Annotated in this window: 13 protein-coding genes; 5 read left to right on the top strand and 8 right to left on the bottom strand. The window is 51.5% G+C overall.

All coding sequences use genetic code 11. The features are described from left to right. Nucleotides 1–49 precede the first annotated feature (49 nt). From J2Y43_RS12930 to J2Y43_RS12905, 6 genes are all read right to left on the bottom strand, one after another. On the bottom strand, nucleotides 50–1,774 hold the full coding sequence (locus J2Y43_RS12930) for a RagB/SusD family nutrient uptake outer membrane protein (protein WP_309983130.1): 1,725 nt from the start codon (nucleotides 1,772–1,774) through the stop codon (nucleotides 50–52). 24 nt (nucleotides 1,775–1,798) lie between these two features. Next, nucleotides 1,799–5,260, bottom strand: coding sequence for a TonB-dependent receptor (locus tag J2Y43_RS12925; RefSeq protein WP_309983127.1), 3,462 nt, complete (start codon nucleotides 5,258–5,260; stop codon nucleotides 1,799–1,801). A gap of 295 nt (nucleotides 5,261–5,555) precedes the next feature. Then, complete coding sequence (locus J2Y43_RS12920; RefSeq protein WP_309983125.1) at nucleotides 5,556–6,878, bottom strand: FecR domain-containing protein; 1,323 nt, start codon at nucleotides 6,876–6,878, stop codon at nucleotides 5,556–5,558. 98 nt (nucleotides 6,879–6,976) lie between these two features. Then, nucleotides 6,977–7,570 (bottom strand): RNA polymerase sigma-70 factor, encoded by a 594-nt coding sequence (locus tag J2Y43_RS12915; RefSeq protein ID WP_309983122.1) that lies wholly within the window; start codon nucleotides 7,568–7,570, stop codon nucleotides 6,977–6,979. A 214-nt stretch (nucleotides 7,571–7,784) separates the two neighbouring features. Then, nucleotides 7,785–9,614: an alkaline phosphatase gene (locus J2Y43_RS12910; RefSeq protein WP_309983119.1), complete on the bottom strand. Its 1,830-nt coding sequence runs from the start codon at nucleotides 9,612–9,614 to the stop codon at nucleotides 7,785–7,787. A 128-nt stretch (nucleotides 9,615–9,742) separates the two neighbouring features. Then, nucleotides 9,743–10,648: a DUF6528 family protein gene (locus J2Y43_RS12905; RefSeq protein ID WP_309983117.1), complete on the bottom strand. Its 906-nt coding sequence runs from the start codon at nucleotides 10,646–10,648 to the stop codon at nucleotides 9,743–9,745. 169 nt (nucleotides 10,649–10,817) lie between these two features. Here J2Y43_RS12905 and J2Y43_RS12900 point away from each other — a divergent pair, with 169 nt between their 5' ends. The 3 genes from J2Y43_RS12900 (at nucleotide 10,818) to J2Y43_RS12890 (ending at nucleotide 15,322) form a co-directional block, all read left to right on the top strand. After that, the gene (locus J2Y43_RS12900) at nucleotides 10,818–11,804 is read left to right on the top strand and encodes an endonuclease/exonuclease/phosphatase family protein (RefSeq protein ID WP_309983115.1); all 987 of its coding nucleotides are present in this window, start codon (nucleotides 10,818–10,820) and stop codon (nucleotides 11,802–11,804) included. Between the two features lie 323 nt (nucleotides 11,805–12,127). After that, nucleotides 12,128–13,207: a hypothetical protein gene (locus J2Y43_RS12895; protein WP_309983113.1), complete on the top strand. Its 1,080-nt coding sequence runs from the start codon at nucleotides 12,128–12,130 to the stop codon at nucleotides 13,205–13,207. 15 nt (nucleotides 13,208–13,222) lie between these two features. Continuing rightward, nucleotides 13,223–15,322 (top strand): S8 family peptidase, encoded by a 2,100-nt coding sequence (locus J2Y43_RS12890; protein WP_309983111.1) that lies wholly within the window; start codon nucleotides 13,223–13,225, stop codon nucleotides 15,320–15,322. A gap of 58 nt (nucleotides 15,323–15,380) precedes the next feature. Here the strand turns inward: J2Y43_RS12890 and J2Y43_RS12885 are convergent, their stop codons facing one another. Beyond that, entirely contained in the window at nucleotides 15,381–16,190 is an 810-nt protein-coding gene (locus J2Y43_RS12885; RefSeq protein ID WP_309983109.1) for a helix-turn-helix domain-containing protein, read from the bottom strand. A gap of 34 nt (nucleotides 16,191–16,224) precedes the next feature. Further along, on the bottom strand, nucleotides 16,225–17,082 hold the full coding sequence (locus J2Y43_RS12880; RefSeq protein WP_309983107.1) for an NAD(P)H-binding protein: 858 nt from the start codon (nucleotides 17,080–17,082) through the stop codon (nucleotides 16,225–16,227). A 167-nt stretch (nucleotides 17,083–17,249) separates the two neighbouring features. On the opposite strand from J2Y43_RS12880, the gene J2Y43_RS12875 reads away from it, so the two are divergent. Both J2Y43_RS12875 and J2Y43_RS12870 read left to right on the top strand, forming a co-directional pair. Next, nucleotides 17,250–18,491 carry a Na+/H+ antiporter gene (locus J2Y43_RS12875; RefSeq protein ID WP_309983105.1) on the top strand — a complete coding sequence of 414 codons (1,242 nt, stop codon included), beginning with the start codon at nucleotides 17,250–17,252 and terminating at the stop codon, nucleotides 18,489–18,491. Between the two features lie 177 nt (nucleotides 18,492–18,668). Further along, complete coding sequence (locus J2Y43_RS12870; protein WP_309983103.1) at nucleotides 18,669–20,093, top strand: hypothetical protein; 1,425 nt, start codon at nucleotides 18,669–18,671, stop codon at nucleotides 20,091–20,093. The last annotated feature ends 90 nt before the right edge of the window (nucleotides 20,094–20,183 follow it).

The following is a 20,183-nucleotide window of genomic DNA, read 5'->3' as shown; positions in this document are numbered from 1 at the left end:
CAAAAACGCAGAGGTGCAGCGCACCGTAATACTTGTAGTCAAAATAGCATCAATACCCCGGATTTTGTCGCATGTTCACGTTGGCGGTGATTTCGTTGATCGGGATCGGCTGTGCGTAATCCGTAGGGTCCCATTGGATGGCGCCTCCGCGGATGCGCTGGTAGTAAGCCGCCTCCTTATCGCCGATCTGCCAGCGACGGACGTCGAGCCACCAATGGCCTTCGGCGAAAAGCTCCGCCCAGCGTTCGTATTTGAGCGGGTCGTTTTTCAGGACGGCGTCTGTCGCTTTCGTTTGGTCGGTAAGGCTCTTGTAGTCCAAAGCCGAAGGTGTATTGACCGGCAGCCCGTATGCCCTTCTTTTGACCTTGTTAATGTATTCCAATGCACCCGCATTGTCGCCTGAATGCGAGAGCGTTTCGGCATAAAGCAAGTACACATCGGCCAGCCGAAGCCACGGGAAGTTAGCCCCATTCGACATGTTGATCTCCGCTTCGGTACCGTTCGGGTTCGTGAATTTACGGAAGCTCCAAGCCTCCATATCCAGCTCGGTAATGTCGAGATAATGCGAAATAGGCCGCTTTTTGCCGCTCACAACCATCGAATCCACGTAAGGCTGGTAGCAGGCTACCCAAAGGCGCGGGTCGACGGTTTGCTTTTTCTTCGCTTCCAGCGAGCGGGTAATGTAAGCAGGATCCACATTGGCGATATTGGCGCTCGTGGTACCGGGTTTGAAATAGTGCCCCTCATTAAACCCGAAACGGGCAATGTTTTTGGCATGCGGGAACACGTTCGACCAGGCCGAAGCTGCCTGCCCGCCATTGTCGCTCACGTACGTAGGCGCGATCACCATCCCGATGCTCGAACCCATCGACTGGTCGTCGCCACCGCGGGCGGTCATGTCCACATTCAGGTTCAGTTCAAAAAGGGATTCGCTGGTAAATTCATTTTTACCATTGAACATATCCTTATACACATCGAACGACACGAGCGATTTACCACTGTTGGTCACCACATCACCGAGGTAGGTTTTGGCGTTGGCCCAATCGGCCTGATAGGCATATACTTTGCCTAGAAAACCCTTCACCGCCCAGCCCGACACCTTGTGTTTGTCAGTAGCGCCGGTCCAGCTGGTGCTTTTGAGCAAGCCTTCGGCCGCTTTGAGATCGCTGATAATGAAATCCCAACCTTCCTTCACCGTTTTGCGCGGTACCTGTGTCGCTTCGAGGCCCGGAGCTACTTCGGTAATGATGGGCACGCCCATTTTGGCACCATCCGTAGCCGCATTGAAGCCCTCTCCCCAGAACGATACCAGGTGGAAATAGTACCAGGCGCGCAGGAAAAGTGCTTGTCCTTTGATCAGGTCAATGGCCGCGGCGTCGTTGGGCGCTTTCTGGCGGTAGGTTTCAATGGAGGCGAGCAGTGTATTGCTGCGCTGCACGCCGCGCCAGAGCTCGCGCCAGGTGTCGTACAGGAAGCTGTCGTTGGGCTGCGAATTGTTCTGGCCCATCTGGATCCACGTCGGAGTACCCTGCCAGCTCAGGTCGAGGGTGTGGTCCCAGAGCCAGAGGTTTTTACCCAGCATGGTGTGCCCGTAGAGGCCGGTGGCGTGCTGGGTGGCATACACGCCCGTCAGCAACTGTTCGAGGTCGGTTACCGAATTGGGATATTGCGAAGGTGACAATGCGCCCGGGTTTTCGACATTGACGAAGTCGTCGCTGCACGAAAGCAGGCCCGTAAGCACAAAAAGCAGGAGAAATTGGTGTAATATTTTCATAGCCTTGCCAGCTGTTTAAATCGGTTAGAAATTCAGATCGATACCCATGGAAACCAGCCTCGTGCGCGGGTACGAATAAATCGTGTCGAGCCCGCGGGCGGTGGTACCGTTGCGACCGAGCACTTCCGGGTCGAGGCCCGAGTAGCCGGTAAATGTGAGCAGGTTCTGTGCCTGGAAATAAACCCGCAAACCGCTCATTTTCCATTGTTTCACCAATGCAGAAGGCAATGTGTAGCCCACTTGGAGGTTGCGCAGTTTCAGGAACGAACCGTTTTCAACCACGAACGAGGAAATACGGGTATAGTTCGAGTTCGGGTCGCGGACGTAGTTACCCGAAGCGTCCTTCGTACCCACGCGAGGCTGGTCGGTGAGGCCGTTTCCGTTGAAAAACGAGGTTTTGAAGATGTCGTTGGTGGTATTGTAATCGCCGACGAAAAACTGGGTGTAATATTTGTTTCCGTTGAAAACATCCACACCCTGCACGCCCTGGAACATCGCCTGCAAGTCAATGCCTTTCCAACCGAGGTTCAGCGAGAAGCCGTAAGTGATTTTCGGCCAGGGGTTCCCGATATAGGTCTTATCGTCGATGGTAATGCGGCCGTCGCCATTCACGTCGCGGAATTTCAGGTCGCCCGCGCCGGTGCCGGCATTCTGGAAGAACACGCCGGTGGTTGGTTTACCTGCCGCGGCGGCAGCCTCCTGCGCGCTCTGGTTCAATGCGGCTACTTCCGAATCGGTCTGGAACAAGCCTTCCACAATGTAGCCGTAAAACTGGCTCAGCGGCTTGCCTGCCTGCGTACGCGTAACGGTACTTTCGAGGTAATCGCCTGCCGCACCGTCGTTGATCGGGTTGTTGTTGGTACCGCTCAGCTGTTTCACCAGGTTTTTGTTAAATGCTGCATTCGCGCTCACGGAATAGGTAAAATCTCTCACCTTACCCCGGTAATCTACCGCCAGTTCAAGCCCTTTGTTGCTCATCTGGCCGATATTGGTATACACACTCGACCCATAGAAGCCCGCCGAAACCGGTACCGGCACCTGGTAGATCATGTCCTGGGTCTGGCGGCTGTACCAGTCGGCGGTGATATTCAGTGCATTCTTGAACAAACCGAGATCGATACCGATGTCGGTCTGGTTCACCTGCTCCCATTTGATATTCTGGTTGGGCAACTGGGCCGTCAGAGCATAACCTTTTGAACGGTCTCCGTTGGGCAAACCGAGGATATTGGTACCGCCGCTGCCGCCAAACGACGCCTGGTAGGTGTATTGCTGAATGCTGCTCGTGCTTCCCAGTTTACCATAGCTCGCGCGGACTTTCAGGTTCGAAACCTGTGAAAAATTATCCCGCACGAAAGCCTCTTCGCTCACTTTCCAGCCTACCGAAAAGGACGGGAACACACCCCATTTGTTGGCCGGCCCGAAGCGGTCGGAACCATCGCGGCGTACATTGGCTGTGAAAAGATACTTGTCGGCAAATGTATAGTTGATCCGCCCGAACTGCGAAAGCAGGCGCGTTTGCGGAAACTCTCCGCCGCTTGTTTTGTAGGTACTCGGGTTGGTGGTCATGCCCAGGTTATAGGTAATCACCTGAAAACCCTGTGCTTCCCCGTGCAGGTTGCTAAGGTTCGATTGATAGGCCTCGTAACCCGCCATCGCCTTGATTTCGTGACGTCCGAAGGTCTTCGCGTAGGTGAGGACGAAGTTCCCGGTAAAGTTCCGGGTATTGTTCTGGTCGCGACTCAGGAATGCATTCAGATTTTTGAGCGTACCAAAATCGTAGGCTTCCGTGAATTTATAATTGTTTACCGCATAAATCGACGCCCCGAATGTCGAGCGGAAGTTCAGGCCTTTGACGATTTCCCAATCGAGGTAAACGTTTCCTTCCAATGCATACTGGTTGTTCTTCGCGTGGTTGATAAGCTCGTTCGCCACGAGGTTGGGCCCGGTGAAAAAAGTGCCGGTTTTCGCCCAGCCGCCCACGGGGTTGGTCGGATCGTAGACGGGGATCACCGGCGCCGAGCGGAATGGGAATGTGCTGGTTTGCACGGGGTTGTTACGCGTGCTCCAACCGTACAGCGTCTCTCCCACTTTCAACCGGTTGTTGATCTTGAAATCCGCATTGGAACGGATCCCGTAGCGCTCAAACCAGTTATCGATGATGGTACCGCCTTCGCGCTGGTAGTTGGCCGAGAGGTAATAGTTGGTTTTGGGCGTAGCGCCTGACAACGAAAGCGAATAGCTCTGGTCGCTGCCGTTTTGGTAAATCTGGTCGGTCCAGTTGTTATCCGGCAATGTGTTAGGATCGCCCCAGCCGCCGGTATTCACACCCGAAGCAGCCTTGGCTTTGATATAATCAGGCGTATTCAGCATCGAATACAGGTTCACCGGCTTCCGTACGCCATAATAGGCATTGAAGTTGATATTCATCTTGTCGGAACCCGCCACGCCGCGCTTCGTCGTGACCAGCACCACGCCGCCCGCCGCCTGTGCGCCATAAATGGCCGCCGCACTCGCATCTTTCAGAATTTCAATGGATTCGACGTCCTGCAAGTTGAAGTTATTGCCGGCCGACATCCGGATCCCATCCACAATGTAAAGCGGCGCCATACCTCCGATGGAACCCACGCCGCGGATCACAATATCGGACCCACCTCCCGGCGAACCATCCGGGCGCGTCACCTGCACACCGGCCGCACGGCCCTGCAATGCTTCATTCACGCTGCGTACCGGCAGGTTTTTGATCTCCTCCGACTTCACCGACGATACCGAGCCCGTCAGGTCCGAACGCTTCTGCGTACCATAACCGACGACTACCACCTCTTCCAATGCCTTATTGTCGATTTTCAGGGTTACGTCGATCTGGCTTCGGCGTCCTACGATCACCTCCTGCGACATAAATCCGACAAAAGAGAACGTCAGCACCGCGTCGGCGTCCGTGATATCAATATTAAACACCCCTTGCTCATTGGTGGAAGTACCGCGCTGGGTACCTTTCTGGATTACGTTCACACCGGCTAGAGGCTCGCCTTTTTCGTCGGAAACCTTACCCGTGACGGTAATATCGAAGATCGTTTGCAGGTTGACCTTCTTTCGCATCAATTCCGTCATTTTTTCCTTCAAAACCGGATCGGAGGTGAAGGAAAACGGCTCTTTCAGGCTCGCCTGTTCTTTCGGTTTACGCGCCGGCTCTCGCTTTTTCTTCACGATGATCGTCTTGTCGACGATATTGTAGGTCAATGGCTGCCCGGCAAAGCAGGCGTCCAGCACCTCTTTCAAGGGCGCGTTCGTCACATTGATATTGACCTTTTCGGCCTGGTCCAGCATTTCGAGGTCGCAAATGAACAGGAAGCCCGTTTGTTTCCTCACGGTCCTGAGCACTTCCAGTAAAGTTGCGTCCTTCTTTTTGATCGATACCTGCTGGGCGAATGTGTCTTCGGCCAGCACCTGCAATGTACCAATCAGGAATATCAACACGGTTAATTTCATCGTCAGGAGGACTTTGCCAAAGTCGGTTCGGTGTTTTACGGCATATAGCCCCCATCGAGAACGGATTAGTATATACGCCCTCCACAGGACAGTTTTGCCCTTGTATACAAATTTCATAGTTTTGTATGCCTGGTTAAAAGTGAATGTATCGTTGTCCAATGATCTCAGGACTGATCAGGTCGGGCCGGGTGCGGTCGCAACGCATCCGGTCTTTTTCCTCATCATCCTTTCCGGTAAGCAGTTCAGGAGGAATTCAGGCGGCTCATGTTCAGGGGCAGGTTTAAGTTGAAGGTATTCAATCTGTATTTTTCACGGTAATTTTCCTGTCGTCGATCCGAAACTGGATGCCACCCGTCATTTCGAGCATTTTCAGCACTTCCGACACATTGTTTTTGCGCGAGATAGTCCCTGCAAAAGATTTTCGCTCCACATTTCCTTCATATTTCACATCCAGGTCGTACCAGCGCGAAATCTGCCGCATAATCTCGCGGATATTCCCATTGAACTCGAAGCGCCCCTCTTTCCAGGCCACAACACTCTCGGTATCAACCGTTTTCACAGCAATGTCATGCGCGGCTTCGCCCGTCACCACACGCGCCTGCTGGCCCGGTGTGAGCACTTTGGTCACTTCGTCCTTCTTCACACGCACGGAGCCTTCGAGTAGCGTCGTCTGCATGGTAGGCTCGTCGCCATAGGAGCTGATATTGAAATGCGTACCTAAAACAGTGATTTCCATATCCTTACCACCCCGTTTTTTATCCGCCACGCGTACCAGGAACGGCCTGGTCTTGTCGGGTTCTATTTCAAAATATACTTCGCCCGTCATTTCGACATCCCGCCTGTCGCCTTTAAAAGCCGTAGGGTATTTCAGGCTCGACCCGGCATTGAGCCAGGCCCGTGAGCCATCCGGCAACACGATCTTATATTGCCCGCCGAGCGGTGTTTTGAGCACATTATAGGCCACTGCGCCATCATTTGTATTGTTTTTACCATATATCACCTCCCCTTTCGATTTGTCGATCGTGGTTCCCGGCTGCACCAGCAGGTTTCGTTCAGTGATCGTATTCAGGTCGTAGGTCCGGCCGTCGGCCAGGGTAAGGCTCGCCCTGTTGCCTCCCGCAGCCGCATCCTCACCGTACACGCTATGCATGACCGCTGCCTGCGGCGCGGGTTTCGATTTATTGAACCACCGGTAGCTTCCGTACACGAGAAATAGCACCACCGAAGCCGCCGCCAGCCTGAATAGCCACATCGGGCCGCTCCTTGTTTCGCTGCCGGACTCGTTCGCGTCGGGTTCCTGCTCGCCTCCGCCCATCCCCCGCTCATTGGCGCCGAGCCCTTGCTTGTTGGCGCCAAGCTCTCGTTCGTTGACGTCGAGCTCCTGCTTGGTGCCTCGCATCCCGGTAGCCGAAAATATCGAACTCAAAATATCGTCTGCCGTTTCGTCGGATAATGCATGTTTTGCACCATCGTTCCGGATAAACTGATCAATCAGCCCGTTGATCTGCTCACGGTTATCGTCCGAAAGCAGCATGGCCATCAGCTCTTCCCGCTCTTCATCGGTGATCTTTTTCTCACAATACCGGAAAAACAAGTCATCCAGTCGTCGGTTTTGCATAAGTAGTCAGGATTACGGAAGGCTTTTACCGACCTTCACCCGTAAAGACTCCCGCCCGGCAGTTTCGGGGGACAATGCGACAAAAAAAAGTTTAAAAATTAATTTACCAGGAAAAACAGCAGCCATGAAATCGAGATTTCGAGCTTCAATTTGCTGTACGCGCGGATGTGGCGCAATGCGCGGGCGAGGTGGGTTTTAACGGTTTCCGAAGAGATACGGAGCTTCTTCGCGATTTCTTCGCGCTTCAACTCCTGCTCCTTGCTCATGAGGTAAACCTGTTTTTGCTGCGCAGGCAAAAGCTCCACCGCCTGATGCACGATTTCCTCGATTTCGAGGTCGAGCAGGCGGTTGTAGGTGGTGTTTTCCCCGGCGGGCAATTCAAGTTGAAGATCGTCGACGAGCTGTTGCTGCCGGGCCATTCTTTTGAGGGCCGAAAAAACGTGGTTGCGGGTCATGATGAAGAGATAATCCTCGAAACCCGCGATTTCAAGCAATGCTTCCCTTTTTACCCACAATTTCAAAAATACGTCCTGAACGACCTCTTCGGCCAGAAAGCTGGAATGCGTGAGCCGGAATGCGGCGGAATAGACCTTGTCGCGGTACCAGTGAAACAGCGTGGCAAATGCCTTTTCGCTACCGGCTGCAATATCAGTCAGCAACTCCGTTTCATTATGTAACGCGTCTATCTTCAATGGAATACATGGCAGATTTGCACAAATGTAAACATCAAAACGGATCAAATAGGAAAATATGGTTATTAAATGTTTTTAAAAAGGGAATGGCGCGAAGGTCTGCCTTCGTGCCTACCATTTGCAGGCCTCCGGCCGGTCAGTACGCAAGTATCGCTCTTCCAGTACCGGCCGGCCAGAGGCCTGCAAATAGTGTGTGCAAAGCAGTAGCTTTGCACTAGCGCATTAAAACCTTCCTCATCTTCTGAAAGATCTCCGTATTCTCGTACACCCCTCTGAAATCCAGCGAGTGCGGGCCGTAGGCGAAAACGGGTACCATAACGCCGGTGTGGTCGCTGGTGCTGAACTGGCCGTCGACGTAGCCGGTTTTCAGGTTGCCGTCCAGGAGTGTGAGGCCGCCGGTTTCGTGGTCGGCGGTGACGATCACGAGCGTTTCGCCATTGGAATCGGCAAAGCGGAGTGCCTCTCCTACCAGCTTATCAAAATCCAGCATTTCGGTCACCACGTAGGGTACGATGTTCGCGTGGCCGCCGTAATCGACCTGCGCGCCCTCGGCCATCATGAAGAAGCCTTTTGGGTTCGATTGCAGCGATTGGAGTGCCTTTTGAAATGAATCTTTGAGGAAATCGCCGCGACCTTTCTGCATCGATACCACATGCTTGTCGTCCAGCAGCACGAAAGGCGCTTTCATACCGGCCAGGTCATTCCAGTTGTTGGAAACCTGAAAACCGCGTGCTTTCAGCGAATCGGCCGTTTTCGTTTTATCAAAATGGCTGTAACCGCCGCCGATCAGCACATCCACGGGTTCTTTCAGGTAGTCGGTCGCGATTTCCTCCATCTGGCTCCGCTCGGGGCGGTGTGCGTAAAAGCAGGCCGGGGTGGCATCGGTAATGTCGCCTGCCGAGATCAACGCCGCCTTCCGGCCCGTGGCTTTCACCTGGCGGATAATGGACGGCACCGCTACGAGGTTGGGGTCGACGCCGATAGCACGATTGCGTGTTTTATGGCCCGTCGCAAAGGCAGTAGCACCCGCCGCTGAATCGGTAATGTAGTTATCCGAAGAGGCCGTTTTGGAAAAACCGATATTCAGGAACCGGCCGAGATGGAGGTCCCCACGGTTGGCAGTGAGGCCCGAGTAAATCTGCGCCAGGCCCATCCCATCGCCAATAAGCAGGATGATGTTCTTCACCTTGCCGAGCGCGTCATTGTTTTTGTAGGTGGGTTGATAAGGCTTGTAAAACTCCGTGGATTGGTACTCGGCGTTCTTGCGGCCGCTCAGAAATGTGCCCAGCTCGGCAACGTGGTCGGTATTGATATAATCTGCACCGAGGTTCATCAGCACTTTCCAGGCATTGATATTGTCGGGACTGGCCCAGAAACGGAACGGCTTGCCCATTGCGTGTGCGTTGGCAATCGCATCCACCAGTGCCTTGCGGTCTTTTTCAACGGGAATGCCTTTTCCGTTCCATTGCGAATACCTATGGAAGTCCTGGCTGATCATCCCAACCCGGGCAGCTTGCGCGGCAGTATAGTTTACACCCGGGCGGCCATCGAAGAAAATGTAAGCGGGATATTGCTCAAACTGGTCCGGCGCAGGCGTATTGCCGCTCACCACCACTTTCACGGAGCCCTTCGGGGCCAGCAATGCCTCATGCGGCGCCAATGCTTTCACCAATGCCTGCAAGGTAGGCTGAGAGGCAGTCTTGAGGTCTACCAGCAGGGTCATTACCCGGCTTTTATCCTTATATATGCTTCCCTGGTTTTGAGTGATTCGTTTGATAATCTGCTGCAAATACAGCTTTTCAAAAGTGCGGTCGGCGCTGATATCCTTGGAATCGTGCGCGACGAAAAGCGTATCGTTGCGGAAATGCACATCGGCCTCTACCGAGCCGAACTGATGCTGGTAGGCCAGTGTAAACGGCGCGGCCTGCATATAATCGTTGTGTGAATGCGCGCGCGACAGCGGGTTGTCGTTGCTGCTTTGAGCAGAAACGGCCCACGGCAAAAGGGCAAAAAGAGGAATTGATAGTCGGGAAAAAGCTTTCATGAATTGGTGTCCCGGCGGTTTGAATAACTGTTTGGGGGCCGGGATCTGCCCGCAAATATCCGCTGAAATGGCATTCGCCAAGCCGGAAATGCCATTTTCATAACAATTATTTAAAACCGGCCGGAGCCTCACAGCCCGTTTCCAAACCATCGCGCCTTGTATACATGCATATCCGGGAACGCGAAGCTGCGTGCGGGCTCGTGGAATTTCACATGGAATGTCCACCAGCTCTCTTCGGGAATGGTGTAAATATATTGCCCGGAAGCGTCTCTGCCCAGACTTTTGACATTCTCCGCGTCGGGAAATCCTTTGATTTTGGTAAACTGCTGCGTGGCCAGGCTGAACAGCCAGGTACCATGGTGCTCGGTGACGAACAAATCGCCCGATGCATTCGCGGGCTGCAATTCGTGGCCGCCAATGCCGGGTATCGTCCATTTTGCAATCATTTTAAGACTGTTCCCGGAAACGATCTTGTACTCACGCAGCACGTCGTAACCCAATGCAAAAACGCTCTTCCGCTTTTCATTCCACACCACGCCGTGTGCGGAATAGAGGGAATCGGTATACAAAGGTTTGTCGGGCTGTTTCAACGAAAAGAGCATCAGTTTGTTCCCCGCAGGCTGTACCGAGGCGGCCGCAGCAACGAGGTCGCCGGGTAGCAGTTCGATCGAATGCGCGTTGGGGACGCTGGCGTGGAAAAGTACCTTCCTGTCCTTTACATCCAGCAATGCAATGGCCCCGCTGGACGACGACACCAGTAACTGCTTCCCTCCGCGGACAGCCTTGCAGTCGTCCATTGTGTTGAACAATTTTGACCGGAAATGCTCCGGCAGGTCCATCGCCTGGTGCGCATCCCAAGACCATATAATTTCGGGGATACTGTCTTTGGAATTGGCATAATCCACTACCAGCACCTTACTATCGCCGCACACGAGGAACGATTTCTTTGGAACAGACTGGGAAAAAGCGGGACTCATGAAGGCGGTCATGAAGCATGCAGCGCCAGTAAGGATTTTGTTCAGGAAACGGGTCATGGAATAGATTATCACTGTTAAAAAATTGAACTGCCGCGAAGTTAGCGTCGCAACCGGCGGATTACATCTCAAAAGGCGCTATCCGCCTGAAAAATAATGTATTCTTAACAATTTGGAATTATCCTGACCACACGCTGCCCGTAGTTTTGGGCATACCAACCGGCGCTGTATGTGGGCATATTTATTTCCTGACAAAAACAGATTTCTCAAATCCGTTTCCTGGCTTTGTATCCTCTTCTTCGTGACCGAAGCCACTCCCGCCACCCGCGAAATGACCGAACAGCCCGGTGCCTATCCGGCCCAATGGGCGGCAGATTCCGCCAGCGCCGGCAGCTTCTCCGTCATTACCTACAACATCGCCGGACTTCCCCAGGTCATTTGCAGCGCCGCCACGCCCCGAAAAGAGAGTATTTCCGCCATCGGTCGTCTGCTCAACCGCTTCGACATCGCCCACGTACAGGAGGATTTCAATTACAATCAATATTTGTACAATGCCGGCAATACCCATCGCTACCGCACACCTACCAAAGGGGCCGTCATGACCGGCGACGGACTCAATACCCTTTCCAAATTTCCGGTAAAGCACCTCCGCCGCATAGCCTGGACGGACTGCACCGGCGCGGACTGTTTTACGCCCAAAGGTTTCACCTATACACGCATCGAAATCGCCCCTAACCGCTTTATCGACTTCTACAACGTACACGCCAACGCGTACAACCACCCGCGTGCCGCTCTCGCGCGCCGCCGCAACATGGAACAGCTATCGGCCTACATCCGCCAGCATTCGCCCGGCAACGCCGTCATCGTGATGGGCGATCTGAACGGCCGGTACAGTTTCGGGCAGGATAATGTGGATTGGTTGTTGCGGGAGAATGGATTGAGTGATACCTGGGTACGTTTACATTGCAACGGTGTCATTCCGAAAGTAAAAGAAGGCTTACCGCCAAATGACATCCTTTCCGTCAACGATTCCACTGAAACGATCGACAAAATACTGTTTCGCAGCAGCGATTCCATCCACTTGGAGCCTTCCGAATATGTTTTGGAAAAGCAATCATTTTACAATACCGACGGGCTTCCGCTTTCAGATCATCACCCGGTATCTGCACGATTTAAATGGCACGCGGTTGAACCAATGATTACTTTCAATCCCTAATTGGAAGTTAATATCTACAAAAAATTATCCCTTGAATAGGCCATTACAAATAGATACTACATTTTTTGTATATCTATTTCTATCAAGACAATAATGAAAATACATTTATATTATTTTGCACAAATCTATTCGTAGATATTCAAAAATCCCTTCTATATTGCGGCGCCTTTAAGCACCTCATATTTTACTGCACATTGTTCATTTCTGTCAAACTCAGATGGAGGGATTATGTCTCTTCCGACAGATTTGTTATCCCATTCTAACATTGAGGTGCTCCCCGAAAAACCTGTAACAGAGTAGGGAATATTCACAATTCATGTACAATGAAAAAATCAGTACAATCGGCGCTGATGGCGGCTACCCTTTTGCTATCAATTACCTCCATTTCAGTGAATGCACAGACAGTTTCCCCCGACACGTCGCGCAACGCACGCACGCAAAGTTTTTCGGGGACGGTAACTTATGATGGTTCGGGTGCAGGGACCGGAGGCAGTGAAGCGTCCTATTTCGGTGTCAATTCGGGCGCAGTAACCACAGGCCCTCGAAATTCATTTTTTGGTGCTTACAGTGGTACAGCCAATACTACGGGCGACGAGGGCGTTTTTATTGGTTATAAGGCAGGAACTGCCAACACTTCAGGTTCGGCTAATACTTTTATCGGTAGCTTCTCGGGCTCAAAAACCACTACTGGTCGATACAATGTATTTGCAGGAGGCTACTCAGGCATCGAGAATACAACAGGAAAAACAAACTCATTTTTGGGATTCGGAGCCGGATGGTTCAACACGATTGGTGAGGCAAATACCTTTCTGGGCGCTAACGCTGGTCTTAAAACAACAAGCGGAAGCAGAAATACTTACGTAGGGCAAACAGCCGGCAATAACAACCAAATAGGTAGCGGCAATGTTGCAGTAGGTTATAAAGCAGGATTCAAGGAATTGGGAAACAATAAACTTTATATCGCCAACTCCGATACAATTCAACCATTGATCTATGGTGAATTCGATGCCGGAAAATTGGTATTGAATGGAAAAGTAGGTGTGAGCACATCCTCTTTCCCAACTACCGTAGGCACAGCGGATGTAAGTACGTATAAACTGTTTGTGAAGGGAGGAATATTAACAGAAGAGGTGCGGATTCGGACAGGCTGGGCTGATTATGTTTTCCAGCCGGGTTATCAATTAAAGGATCTGGCAGCCGTTGAAAAGTACATTGAAAAAAATGGACACCTACCAAATGTACCATCGGCTAAAACGGTGGAAGAGGAAGGATTAAGCCTAGGCGAAATTGCGAAGATACAGCAGGAAAAAATTGAAGAGCTAACGCTCTATCTCATTGAGATACAAAAAAAGCTAAGTAGTCAGCAGGCAGAAATTGAAAAATTGAAAGCGATTAACAAATAATCAATCGAAAGCAATATGAAAAAATGGATCATACCTTTTTTCTCCTTGTTTATTGCCCAGGTTTGTTATTCGCAGACTGCCGAGGAGAAAGAAAAAATAAAAAAGCTAACCCGGGTAAAGGAGCTTCAGGAATTCAGCAGGAAGCACAACGATGAGTATCAACGCATGATGCGTCAGATCGAACCAACCGGAAAAAATGTCACCTCCACCTCGCCCGACGAACCGCCCAAAATTGTGATGAGACTGGACAGCGCAGGAAAGCCGGTATATGCCAAATTCCTTGACTCTGACGGTAACCAGGCGATTAAATCGACTAGCTTATACGCAGGGGGCGCGCTTGGACTTTCCGTACAGGGTGAAGGCATGACCGCCGGAATGTGGGACGACGGGAATGTGAGGGCGACACACGTTGCTCTGGAAAACCGAGCTTTGAATCTTGAAAATGCTACAGTCCGAAACCATGCTACATTTGTGGCGGGACAGATCATAGCGACCGGCGCTTACAGCCCTTCGAGTGTTTACGGAAAGGCCATCGGTGTTGCATTCAAAGCGAATGTCAGAGCGTATTATGCCGACAATGACGTAAGTGAAGTAGCAAACGAAGTAGCTAACGGTTTGCTCGTCTCCAATCATACTTATTGGGACGTTCCCGTAAGTTACTATTCTTCTTCTGCGGCAAGTTTTGACAACATTGGATATCTGGCTCCTTACTATACTTGTGTATGGTCCGCGGGTAATGCATACCTAAATCCAACCACCGGTACAGATCAGCTGGTACACTACGCGAACGGAAAAAACATGATTAGCGTAGCCAGTACTGCGCAACTTACGAACTACACGGGTCCGTCGTCCGTGGTCAAAGCATTTTATTCCAGCCGGGGGCCTACCGACGATGGTCGTATCAAACCTGATATCGCTGCAAATGGCGAGGACGTAGCCGGTTTGAAAGCTGCTAATGACAATGATTTCTATGCCGGTGGTACCGGTACCTCCTTTTCAGCTCCACAAGTGACTGGTGCCGTATTATTGTTACAACAGCACTACAACAACGTCAACAGCACTTTTATGAGAGGCTCCACTGTTAAGGGATTGGTGCTGCACACCGCTAGTGAAGCAGGACCTGCACCGGGCCCGGATATTACTTTCGGATGGGGCTTGCTGAACGTAGAAAGCGCAGCAAAAACAATCAGTAATAATGGTGGAAAATCTGCGATTCTTGAAGATTCTCTGGGTGGTGGCAAGACCTTTAAAAGAGAATTTATAGCCTCCGGTTCAGAGCCACTAGCCGCATCGATCTCCTGGACGGACAAGGCAGGTACAGTTGTAATGGATAATGATCCGATGATCCAGCTTGTCAACAACCTCGATATTCGACTTTCGGATGGAGTAAATACTTACTATCCCTGGAAACTTGACAGCACAAACTACAACGGACCAGCTCTAAAGGGTGATAACAACCGCGATAATATTGAAAAAATAGAAATTGCGAATCCTGTTGCCGGGCAAAAATATACCCTGACTGTTTCACACAAAGGAAGTCTTTACAATAATGGTCAATGGTTTTCGCTAATTGTTACTGGCTTGGAAGAATGTGTCGCTAACCGCACAATCACGTCGGAAGTGAATTCTGTTTCCATCGACCAGCAACAGGCATCGGCCACTATCACGTTGCAAAACAACATCGCTAGCGGTGGTAAAGCAATTTATCACGCGTCTGATGAAGTATTGCTAAAAGACGGGTTCACAAGTGTTTCCGGATCGGAAGTGCGAGCTTACCTAGAAGGCTGTACCAACGACTACAATGCACGGACTGCTTCGGCAGACCGGGTTGTTGAGACTTTCCCTAACATACCGTCGCCAGCCGGAAATACCGAAGAGCTACCCGAAAACGCCGTATACCCCAACCCGGGCAATGGCGTTTTCAATGTAAACCTGAGCGGCATACCATCGGGAAAAGTTGAAGTGTTCGGTGCCGATGGTCAGATGATGTTTGGCAAATCGTTCAAGAAACAATCGCATATGGAAGTGGATATCAAAACTGCTTCTCCCGGAATCTACATTCTCCGCATAGTGTCCGACCAGAAGGTCCTGACGAGGAAAATCGTCAAAAAATAGATTATTGTTGTGGTAATATAAAAGTGGGCGTCAGCTTCGGTGCCCACTTTTTTGTGGCCTACGACTGAACCAGCACCGGGAAGTTCTCCACAGTCTCGCACATGCGCTTTCGGAACTGAAATGGCGTCAGCCCAGTAAACTCTTTGAAATTGCGGATGAAATGCGACTGGTCGGCGTATTCCTGCTCGAAAGCGATGTCGGAAAGCTTGTCGTACAACTGGCTGCGGAGCTGGTTGAGCGAGGCCTGGAAACGGCAGATCCGTGCAAACAGCGTGGGCGACAAGCCTATCCCTTCCTGAAAACGCCTTTCAAGCGTGCGTTCCGATACTTGCAGTTCGAGACGGAGGTCTTTCAGGGAGACGGCCCCCTGCGACTGGATGATCCGCTGCAATGCGTAGCGCGTGGCGGTTTGCAGCGCGTGATCGTTGCGGCAAATCTGTTCCCAGAGGCACTCGGAAAGGATATTGGCCTTGGCTTCCACATCGGAGGTGCTTTCCAGCTTCTCCATCAGTCGCTTGCCGTTCAGCAGCAGATCGAGGTCGAGGCAGTCGTCGGTCAGTTCGTTGGAATCCATACCGAAAATGGATTTCAGGGCATGCGGATAGAAGTAAACGCCAATGGTGCTGAAAGTCGCCGGCGAAACGATGCGGGTATGCGCGGTCGACTGCCCGTACAGGAATATGGACGACAGCTCCTTCCCCTCCTGAAACGAGGCTCCCGGCGATTGCTGGAATATGATCCCCGGAGAACCGTCGGCGATGGTCACGAAATGCACCTGCTCGTCGGGCCGTCCCGAACTTTCGAGCGCCCAGTAGTACCGGACGTAGTCCTGCAAATGCGGCGGCGGCTGAATCTGATGGTATTTCATGGCTATTGAGTAGGTAGGCAAGTTACCGATTTTTTCAAAACAATCCCCGCAGATATTCCTGAACACCAAGCGGTTTACGACCGAGGAATCCTTCCAGCGAAGTGTGCGTCTTTGCAAATTCCCCTGCCCGGATGCTGTCGGCCATGCTGGCGTAAAAACCGGCCTCCTCCTCATCCAGCCCGAAACCGAGCAGGCCTTTGCGGTAATCTTCCGGCGAAATGTCGGTATGCGCCGCTTCCGGATAACCTGCTATATTCTTCAACTCCGATGCAATATCCGCAAAACTGAGCATTTCCGGCCCGGTAATATCATGCGTGGTGTTGTCGAATGCTGGCCCGGTGAGTACATTGGACAATGCCTCGGCGATATCCTTCCGTGAAGCGAAACTCACGCGTCCGCTGCCCGACGGGTAGAAAATCCGGCCGTCGCCCATAGCTTCGCCGATAAAAAGCGGGATCGTTTCATGGTACATGCTGTTACGGAAAAATACATAGCGCATCCCACTCTGACGGATCAGCGCTTCGGTGTTCCGGCAAATGTGCGCCGCTTGGAAATGCGCCGACTCCTCCGGAAAAAGCGTGCTGGTGTAAGCGATCTCTTTCACGCCGCATTTCACCGCTGCATGTACCACCCGTGTTTCCTGCGCCAACGCCCGCACACCCGTGGCCGAAGCCGATATCTGCAACAGCCTGTGTACGCCGGTCAGCGCACGCTCCAGCGATTCCTGATCTTCGTAATCGGCCACGCGGATGCATATGCCCGAGCCCGCATAGTCGCTGAGCTTGTCGGCGTCGCGCACAATCGCGACGATGTTTTCCGGCTGTGTTTTTTTCAATAAAAATGAAAGGGTGGCTTTCCCAAGGTTTCCGTTTGCTCCTGTGATGGCTATCATTGTTTTGTTTGTTTTAGTTTAAAGCAAAACTAGACGCCGCCCGTCCCTCAAAATAGAACAAAACCGACAACCCCGATTTTTCGGCCCGGTAACCTTAATTTTTCGCAATCATCCTTAGATTTGAGATTATACGCCGGGTATCCGGCAGCCCGGCTCAGTTCAGCATTATGGAGAATTACAGTATCGTCATCTTTATTATGGCCATTATGATCGGCCTCTCTGCCATGGCCGACAGCGTTAGGATACCCTACCCTGTGCTGCTAATCACCGCCGGGATCGCCATCGGGTTCATTCCCACATTGCCGGTAATCGAGCTTAACCCTGAGGTCGTATTTCTGATATTCCTTCCTCCGTTACTATATGATGCGGCTTTTAATATCAATTTTCAGGATTTCAGGACCAATATCAATACCATCAGCACGCTCGCTATTTCGCTTGTATTCATCACTGCGTCGGGTATCGCGGCCGTGTCCTACTACCTCATTCCGGGCATGACCTGGCCGCTTGCATTCGTGCTTGGCTCCATATTATCTGCCACCGACGCCGTTGCGGCCATGAGCATTACCAAGGGCCTCGGCCTTTCTTCCAAAACCAACACCATTCTGGAAGGCGAAAGTTTGGTGAACGATGCGTCGGCGCTGGTTGCGTACCGGTTTTCGGTAGCCGCTGTAACGGGCTCCGCATTTATATTCTGGCAAGCATCAGCCGAATTTGCCGTGCTACTGCTAGGTGGCGCGATCGTCGGGCTGGTAATCGGGCGCATGCTGGGGTTCATCATTATGCGTATCCACCACAATGCGCAGGCGACGATCGGCATGATGCTCCTGATGCCCTTCGTGGCCTACCGGGTGGCGGAAGAGCTCGAAGTATCGGGCGTGATCGCGGTCGTGATCCTTGGCCTTGGAATCGCCGATTTCAGCAAGAAGATCTTTCCCGATCGCCTCAAAACCCAATCCAAAACCATTTGGGAAATCATCATCTTCCTGCTCAACGGACTCATATTTATATTAATAGGCCTGCAATTCCCGTATGTAATCAAGAACATCAGCAGCGACCAGCTCCTTCCCTACATTGGTTACGCATTGATCATCACCATTATCGCACTCGTACTTCGCATGGTGCGGGTGTTCTGGCAACGGGCTAATCTCCAAAAAGGCTTCGAACGCGGTCGGGGCCGCATCAGCGAAAACGCCCTGCTCGATTTCAAAAACAGCCTCATTATCAGCTGGTCGGGCATGCGCGGCATCGTCTCGCTCGCCATCGCCATCGGTCTCCCCACGCACCTGCACGACGGCACACCCTTCCCCCTGCGCGACGCCATCATCTTCATTTCCGTGGCCGTGGTGCTATTTACCCTGATCGGACAAGGGTTGACACTACCGTGGATTGTGAAGCGGCTGGGGGATTAGGCGTTTGATAATTCATCGGACGCCGCTTGCTGGTTCTCCGCGCAAAAAAATAGTTTCGCACTTTGAACCTATCTATGTTTAGCTCCATATCGATTTAAATCGACATGGCTGGTCCACTATTCGGATTACTTCCATTTCCGACCGGGTAACATTCTGATACAGCTAAACTTGATTACTATGAAAACACACATTACTGTTTTGTCTGCGACGCTATTGGCATTTACGTTTCTGGCTTGCTCAAATGTAACAAGGCAAGAAATCCCTCCCCAGGAACAGGAAAATATGGCGATACCGCTAGATTCCCTCAACCCGCTCATTATTGCCGAAATCACCAGACCGGTAAAGCCTGACCCATCTTTCAGTTGGGCACCCAAAACGGGCTCCGTCGACCTCGGAAGCCTCAAAAACACCTCCGGAAAAGAGCCCGTACTCATGGTGATCGGCGAAGCCCGTGCAGCCGGTTACAGGGACGGCGGCTTGTATCGGCAAGGGCAGCTTACCTCCTATCCGAACCTGGTTGCCCGGCAAATGGGCCTTGCCAACTTCGATCCAGGACTTTTTGACAAAGAACAGGGTAATGGATCCGGATATTTCGTGCAGGATCCCGGTTCCACATTGCCGAACTGGTCCAAGGTTACCAACAATCTTGCATTTGATAATGATAAGACGAAACAAATGAAGCCTTATACCGGTGGAATGGTGCACAACATTTCCGTTCCGGGCAATGGCATCAGCAAGTATGATTTAAATCTGAGTAGAATTTACAGTGAAGTAATTGACTTCGAAAGAACTAGTCCACTACCCTCGTCGGCTTTGACCGCGAATTACCTCTGGACTACCGGACTCGTGCCGCTCGCGCTGATCAATCGCATCATTCCGGCAGATAAGGCAAACCCTTGGGCGCATTTGAAGGAAATGAATCCAGACATCGGGATTATTGATTTAAATACCGATGTCTACACGATCGCCGATATTGCCGGTGGAGAGAATGGCCTGCTGGGGCCGCGGGAAGTAGTGCAGGAACGTTTGGCAATCAACTATTTCAGAGAAAAAAAAGCGCCGTATATATACATGACCGTCCCGGACGTGCTCGATTTTCCCTACTTCAAATGGTTTACATTAAAGAAACTCGCCAGCCGGACCAAAAATCCCATCTACTCAGTGTGGGGCTCGAAGAGCGTCCTTGCGGACAATAAAACTATTTTCCTACCCACAATCAACGTCATCAACGTTCTTCAAGGCAACGCATTTGAAACACTTGAGGAGCACGACGTAATCCTACCAAGCGAAATCTCAAAACCGGAATGGCACAACGACTTCGAAGTCGCCGCCTATGTCAGAGAGTTCGGCCATCCGCTAGTCGATTTTTATAGCGTTTACAAAAAGATCATCCATGGCGATTACGTCTCCGAAGACGGCTTCCGCATAGACCCTTCCTATCCAAACGGCAACTTCTTTTCCTCCGACGGCATTCACCCCACAGCAATCGGCCAAGCCGTCCTTGCAAATGAGGTGATTAAAGTGTTGAATAAGAGTTATAAAGCAAAGATTCCACTGATTAATGTGGGAATGTTTGCAGCCGAGATCGAAAAAGTGAAATAGCCTGATTGTCCACTAACATACATTACGATTTGATATGAAAACATTCAAAACCTATTTCAGCATTTCCATAATTTTTACAGCACTACTATG

The sequence above is a fragment of the Dyadobacter sp. BE31 genome (assembly GCF_031457695.1).
In the GTDB taxonomy this organism is placed as follows: domain Bacteria; phylum Bacteroidota; class Bacteroidia; order Cytophagales; family Spirosomataceae; genus Dyadobacter.
Note: the sequence above shows the minus strand (reverse complement) of the source record. Positions and strands in the feature narration are given on the sequence as shown.